This is a genomic window from Gelidibacter sp., from assembly GCF_035577925.1.
Taxonomy (GTDB): domain Bacteria; phylum Bacteroidota; class Bacteroidia; order Flavobacteriales; family Flavobacteriaceae; genus Gelidibacter.
The window spans coordinates 1-7,423 of sequence record NZ_DATJCY010000377.1; the positions used below are offsets into that span (position 1 = coordinate 1).

A 7,423-nucleotide genomic window follows, 5' to 3' on the forward strand; every position below is an offset into this window, starting at 1 on the left:
TCCCGCAGCTTCGCCTGTCGGTAGGTATAAAAAAATGAGTTAGTCAAACGTGGATACGGCCGCGCCAGGACAGCTATGCCTTTTTTGGCCGGCCCGATGCCACCAATAGTTATGCGCCATAATTATGATTCATAGTCTATAACTGCTCTCTTTTTATACTTAACAATCAACCTTACCGATAAATATATAACGGTAAAAAAAGCCCACTCCCAAGTTTTCGACGACCGTTGGAGCAGGCCAAGAGTTAAAATAAATGTATCACTTTAACCAACACAAAATTATGATAAAAAATCATAACACATCAAGGCTACGGCGCATTTTTGGCTGTAACCTACTTTTACTAATTTTCACCCTGCCACTCACCGCCCAAGACCTACTGGTCACCGGCAGGGTCACTGACGGCAACCTGCCCATATCTGGTGCAAGTATTATCATTAAAAATACCATGACGGGTACCGTCTCAGACTTTGACGGGCGTTACAGCATCACTGCCAAAGCTACGGACACGCTGGAAGTTTCTTATTTGGGATATAGTACGGTTACTGTTCCTGTTCAAGGCCGTAAGGCCATAGATGTCACCTTACAAGAAGATGCAACTGCGCTTAGTGAGGTGCGTATTAATGCGGGATACTATTCTGTAAAAGATCGTGAAAGAACAGGTAGTATTGCCAGAATTACTTCAAAAGATATAGAGAAACAACCTATAAGCAATCCGTTGGCGGCTATGCAGGGACGTATGGCAGGCGTAAATATCACACAATCGTCGGGTGTGCCTGGTGGTGGTTTTGATATTCAGATTCGAGGAAAAAACAGTCTTAGAACTGACGGAAACGCGCCTTTATACATTGTGAATGGCATTCCTTTTGGAACTGAAAATATCGGAAACACTTCAATATCCGGTGGGATATTACCAGGCATCCATGGTGGTGTAAGCTCTCTAAATAGCATTAATCCTGTCGATATAGAAAGTATTGAGGTCTTAAAAGATGCTGACGCCACCGCAATATACGGCTCACGTGGTGCAAATGGAGTAGTTCTAATTACTACTAAAAAGGCAAAACAAGCCAAAACAACTGTTAACATTAATACTTATACAGGCGTTGGCAGTGTTACACGAAAACTGAAATTAATGAACACTGAACAATACCTAACAATGCGTGAACAGGCACTTATCAATGATGGCATTATAGAATTCCCTTCTTATGCTTATGATGTCAACGGAACCTGGGATAGAAACCGCTATACTGATTGGCAAAACGAGCTAATAGGCGGAACCGCTTATACCAATAGTGTTCAGGCCTCAATATCGGGAGGCTCTGAAAGTACTAGATTTTTACTGAGTGGTACAAATTACAGAGAAACCACTGTATTTCCGGGGGATTCTAAATTTAAAAAGACTTCGGTAAACTTTAACCTTCAACATATTTCAGAAGATAAAAAGTTCGAAGTCGCTCTTTCCGGAAATTATATTTCAGATCAGAATAATTTACTAGCCACCGACCTTACTCGACAAGCCTATATCTTACCTCCAAACGCACCTGAACTTTATAATTCTGACGAAAATTTAAACTGGGAAAATTCAACATGGGAAAATCCACTACGTCTTTTAGAGGAAAAGTATTTAGCTAGAAACAATAATCTAATTGCAAACAGTATGATTATATATAGTCCACTTCCAAATTGGGAACTGAAAACTGGTATAGGGTTTACAGACTCGAACTTACTGGAGTCTAAAGCTTCACCACATACAGTATGGAATCCTGCATACGGGTTTGGAAGTGAAATGTCTTATTTATACTTAAATGATGCGAACTTACAATCGTGGAATTTTGAACCTCAATTATCTTTTAAACAAAAAATTCTTGGAGGACAACTAACTACATTGATTGGAGCTACCTTTCAAAGCCGAAGCCGAAGACAATCAGGATTTTATGCCTGGGGATTTTCTAACAACAACTTAATAAATAATATTGCAGCAGCTTCGAATGTAGTAGCATTAGGCACCAACAATTCTGAATACAGATATAGCGCCATATTCGGACGTATTAATTATTCCTATAGTGACAAGTATTTTCTAAACCTTACAGGGCGTAGAGATGGTTCCAGCCGTTTCGGTCCAGGAAAAAGGTTTGCTAATTTTGGTGCTATTGGTGCAGCATGGTTATTTTCAAGAGAAAACTTCTTTAGTGAAAACATACAGTGGTTAAGTTTTGGAAAATTAAGAGGAAGTTATGGAACTACAGGAAGTGACCAAATTGGAGATTACCAGTTCCAAAACACCTATAATTTATCAGGATTAAGCTATCAAGGTGTAATAGGGCTGGAACCAACCCGTCTGTTCAATCCTGATTTTAGTTGGGAAACCAATACAAAAATAGAAGGAGCTTTAGAATTAGGGTTTCTTAAAGACAGATTGTTACTGTCCGTAGTACATTACCGCAATCGTTCCTCCAATCAGTTAGTCGGCATTCCTTTACCGGGAACAACAGGTTTTCCTCTTGTAACAGCCAATTTAGATGCTACTGTTCAGAATACAGGTTGGGAATTTGAAATACAGGGAAAACTAATCAGTAATGACAATTTTTCGTGGACGACATCTTTAAATCTTACGCTACCGAAAAACAAGCTGATTTCTTTCCCTGACCTTGAAGGCTCTACCTATGCTAATCAATATGTAATCGGGCAGGCTTTGGATATTTATAAAGTTTATCATTATACAGGAATGAATCCGCAGGCAGGTATTTATGAATTTGAAGATTATGACGGGGACGAACAAATTACAGCGGGTAACGACAGAGAGAAAATAATCCGTATTACACCTGAATTTTTCGGAGGTCTTCACAATAGTATCAGCTATAAAAAGTGGCAGTTTGATTTTTTATTCCAATTCGTAAAACAATTAGGTAGCAACTATAATTATTTCGGAATATTACCGGGAGTGGCTAATAATTTACCAACAGATTTTACCGATGCTTGGCAGCAACCGGGAGATAACAGTGCTATTCAGCTTTATACTACCGGACTTAACAGTGAAGCAACTAACGCTTATTATAGATTTTTAAGCAGTGATGGAGCATTTAGTGATGCGTCATTTATTAGGCTCAAAAATCTGTCTTTGTCTTATACACTTCCAACGATATGGTCAGAATCAACAACCTGTCGTATTTATATGCAAGGACAGAATTTATTGACAATTACCCGATTTAATGGGCCCGACCCTGAAAATCAATCAGGAATACGGCTACCTCCTCTACGGATATTTTCTTTAGGTATTGAACTAAATTTTTAATCTAATCGTTATGAAAAAAACAATAATATTTATAAATAATAAGCACATAAAGATTGTAAGTTTATTATTAACAGTAATACTTTTATCAAGTTGCGAGAGCTTTATTGAAGTTGATCATCCTGACTCACAACTTACAGACAATATTGTCTTTAATGATTTAGGATCAGCAGAAGCTGCTATTACAAATATTTATAGTAAGTTATCAAACAATGTTTTGGTATGCGGTAACTTAAATGGAATTTCAATTTTACTGGGAAGTTATGCAGATGAATTGCAAACATACAATACTGGCATATCAGAATTTCAATTTTTCCAAAACAGTCTTGTTGCTACAAATACAAATGTGGCTTCACTATGGAATGGTAGCTATAACTTAATATATGCAACTAATGCGATAAAAGAAGGGCTAGAAAATTCCACCGCACTTTCTCAAAACAATAAGAATAGGCTTATAGGAGAGGTATTGTTTTTAAGAGCTTATATACATTTTCATCTTTTGAACCTTTTCGGTGAGATCCCTTATGTAGCAACAACAAATTACGTTGCAAATTCTAGTATTGAAAAACTACCAGTATCACAAATATACACCTTACTAATCGCGGATTTAGAGAAAGCTAAATCACTTGTGCCTACTACCCAAAGCCCATTTAAAGTTCGTGCAGGTATCGATGCTGTAAAATCATTATTAGCAAGGGTTCATTTATACAATACAGATTGGGAATTAGCAGAAGCCGAAGCAAGTTCAGTAATAAATTCAGGAAACTTTATTTGGGTAGAATCTCTTGATGATGTTTTTTTGAAAAATAGCACAGGGACCATATGGCAACTAATGCCAACCAAAGATGGGCTTCCGACTCAGGAGGGGCAAAGCTTTATTTTTAAAATGGGACCTCCGAATAATCGCGCATTAAATACACACCTAGTTGATGCTTTTGAACATGGTGATTTGCGCAAAGAACACTGGATTGGAAGTGTGAAGGGAAATGCAGGAATATGGTACTATCCGTTCAAATATAAGCAAAATACCACTGAAACCACATCCACTGAATATTCCATCTTATTCCGATTAGAGGAATTATACCTGATCAGGGCAGAAGCACGGACACATTTACGTGATTTTGATGGTGCAAGAAATGATCTTAACAAAATCCGTAATCGCGCCTTATTGGCAAATACATCAGCAGAGACAGGACTGCAACTTATAGACGCTATTATACAAGAACGGCGTATAGAGTTTTTTAGCGAATTGGGACATCGTTTTTTTGATTTAAAAAGGGCAGGAATAATAAATTCTGCACTTTCTCCAATTAAACTTGGATGGGATTCAACTGATAGCCTACTACCTATTCCAGAATCAGAAACGTTGCTTAACCCTAATTTATTGCCTCAGAATCCTGGGTATTAATTGATTAATAAAAATATAAATATGAAAAACTTAAATCTTCATATAAATACCGGATATTTAATATTAGCATTATTTTATGGCTGGACTTGCCATTCACAAGAAAAGAGAATGCTCACCCCTGAAGATTATAACCTTTGGCATACCCTAAACATGGGAGAGGTCTCTGAGGATGGAGTATGGACTTCTTTCTCAAAATTGTATGATAATAATATTGATACATTGTTCTTAAAAAACACAGTTACAGATTTTCAGTACGTATTTCCTTCTGGTAATAACGAAAAGATAACACCCAAAGGAGACCTCTTTGCCTATCTGAAATCAGGAACATTACACATTTTGCAAACAACAACAGGTGAACAGAAAGAACATCCAAACGTCGTTAAATTTGAATTTACTAAGGATGGAAAACACCTTATCTACCAATCCAATTCGACAACATTCAATACATTAGTAATTATAAATATTAAAACAGGACAGGTTCGGGAATTCGAAAACATTAAAGAATATAGCTTGAGCCCAACGGAAAAATACTTAGCCATGATTCAAACTCATGATCGAGCTGAATCAGTAAAATTAATAAATCTATTGGAGTTTAAACTACATAAATTATTGTCACAAAATCATAATTCAGAATATCAAAATTTAACATGGAATACCACAGGAAATTCTTTGGCTTACTATATTTCCAGTACGGCAAAAAATGATTACAAAATAGTTTTTACACCTAACGTAGATAATCCTTCAAGTATAATCAAGCTTGATCCAACAACAATTAAAAATTTTCCAACTGATGTATATATCATAAAAACCAAACTGCATATTTCAAATAATGGTGATAAAGTGTTTTTTGACACTACGCCCGTTACCAATATATCGGAAATCGCTACAAAAATTCAGGTATGGAAATCGTCGGACAAAGAAATTCCTCCCAAATCAAAAATAAATTTTCAAAAATGGAATGTTTGGCTTCCCATAGAAAACAAAGTTTATGAAATAGAACGCGACAATCTAATTGTTAGCGGTATAACAGACAATTACCAAAAGGCCATATTATTGGATAATGATGTCTATCTCCCCTTGTATGAATATGGTGATAGGTATAGTGATGTTTACGTGATGGATTTGAATACAGGAATAAAAAAGAAAATAATTCAAAAACAATTAAGAGCATATCACCATATCGTTATTGATCCTAAAGAGCATTACATAGCCTATTTTAAAAATAAACATTGGTGGATATATGACATTAAAACCGATAAGGAAACCTGTGTTACAAAGAATATACAAGCAGTATTTAACAAATCTATGAGCGATCGCCTTGACGACCATAGAGCCTATGGATTCGGTGGGTGGACTTCATCGGGGCAGATGATGGTTTATGATGAGTTTGATATATGGTTAATTTCTACCGACGGTAGAAAAAGTCAAAAAATGACTAGCGGGGGGAACTCCGGTATAAGGTATCGTATCAATACGTATTTAGGCAGATCAATCAGGGATAGTTTTTTTGGATTTGTGTCAACTTCATATGATTTAAATGACGAGCTATTAATGCGAAACTTTAATACCAATAAACTAAGTGAAGGATTTGGAGTTTGGGATAAGAAGAAAGGGTTCCAGGAAATCATACATAAGGATTGGAAAATTACACATATTAAAATAATCGGGGAAAACAATTTTCAAATCAGTATAAGTAGATTTGATATGCCGTCTAAAATTTTGAGTATAAATACACATATAAAACAAATAGCCCAAGCTAATGAGCAACAAAAACAATTTTATTGGGGAAAATCAAAGTTGATTTATTATCAAAGTCCAGATGGTAAGAAATTAAAAGGAGCATTATTTTACCCCGCAAATTATGATTCAAGTAAAACATACCCGATGATTGTTTCTATCTATGAAAACATGTCAAATTCCTTGCATGAATACATTATCCCCTCACTGAAAGATTTTGGAGGATTCAATGTAACTAACTATAGTTCTGATGGTTATTTTGTTCTTTTGCCAGATATTGCCTACACACTTAATAAGCCGGGAAACTCAGCCCTAGAATGTGTTTCCTCTGCGATTGACGAAGCGGTTAAAATCGGTTCAATTGATGAAAATAATATTGGACTTATCGGACATTCTTTTGGAGGCTTTGAAACTACTTATATTATTAGTCAAACAGATAGGTTCAAAACTGCTGTTGCGGGAGCAGGAGTCACAGATCTACTTAGTTTTTATCTTGATATTGATTCATCCAATCTATCTAACATTGAACGATTTGAAAGTGAACAATTCAGAAATAAAATTCCATTTACTGATACAGAATTTCTTATGGAATCACCTATTATGAATGTTAAAACAATGAATACCCCTATTTTATTATTCTTTGGAAGCAATGATCGAATGGTTAAACCCTCTTATAATATTAAACTATTTTTAGCATTATGGAGATTAAAAAAAGATTCTATATTAGTAATTTATCCAGATGAAGAACATTCAATAGTTAATGAAATTCACCAAATCGATTTAACATTAAAAATAAAAAAATGGTTTAATTCCTTTTTGAAAAATAAAAATCATTAATATAAAGAATAAAAAAGAGGTCGTCTAAAAACTATTTAGGCGACCTTTTATTTTTTGGTTATTTTGTTTTGATTATGGATTCTCTCGGATAATTAGGTAATTAGTTTTGAGTTAAAATGAGGCAAAGCGATTCTTACATCGCTAAACTCACTTTT

Annotated in this window: 3 protein-coding genes; all 3 read left to right on the plus strand. The window is 35.4% G+C overall.

Annotated elements, in window-relative coordinates; genetic code table 11:
• The first annotated feature begins 280 nt into the window (after positions 1-280).
• From VNJ50_RS14295 to VNJ50_RS14305, 3 genes are read left to right on the plus strand one after another with little or no spacing between them, the layout of a single operon-like run.
• A complete protein-coding gene (locus VNJ50_RS14295; protein WP_414652905.1) occupies positions 281-3,289 on the plus strand; it encodes a SusC/RagA family TonB-linked outer membrane protein in 3,009 nt (1,002 codons plus the stop codon).
• Positions 3,290-3,299: 10 nt separating this feature from the next.
• Complete coding sequence (locus tag VNJ50_RS14300) at positions 3,300-4,694, plus strand: RagB/SusD family nutrient uptake outer membrane protein (RefSeq protein ID WP_325582972.1); 1,395 nt, start codon at positions 3,300-3,302, stop codon at positions 4,692-4,694.
• On the plus strand, positions 4,695-7,268 hold the full coding sequence (locus VNJ50_RS14305) for a S9 family peptidase (protein ID WP_325582973.1): 2,574 nt from the start codon (positions 4,695-4,697) through the stop codon (positions 7,266-7,268).
• The last annotated feature ends 155 nt before the right edge of the window (positions 7,269-7,423 follow it).

Coding starts and splice junctions, on each gene's coding strand:
- VNJ50_RS14295 (WP_414652905.1), top strand. CDS start 281: ATGATAAAAAATCATAACACATCAAGGCTACGGCGCATTTTTGGCTGT.
- VNJ50_RS14300 (WP_325582972.1), top strand. CDS start 3,300: ATGAAAAAAACAATAATATTTATAAATAATAAGCACATAAAGATTGTA.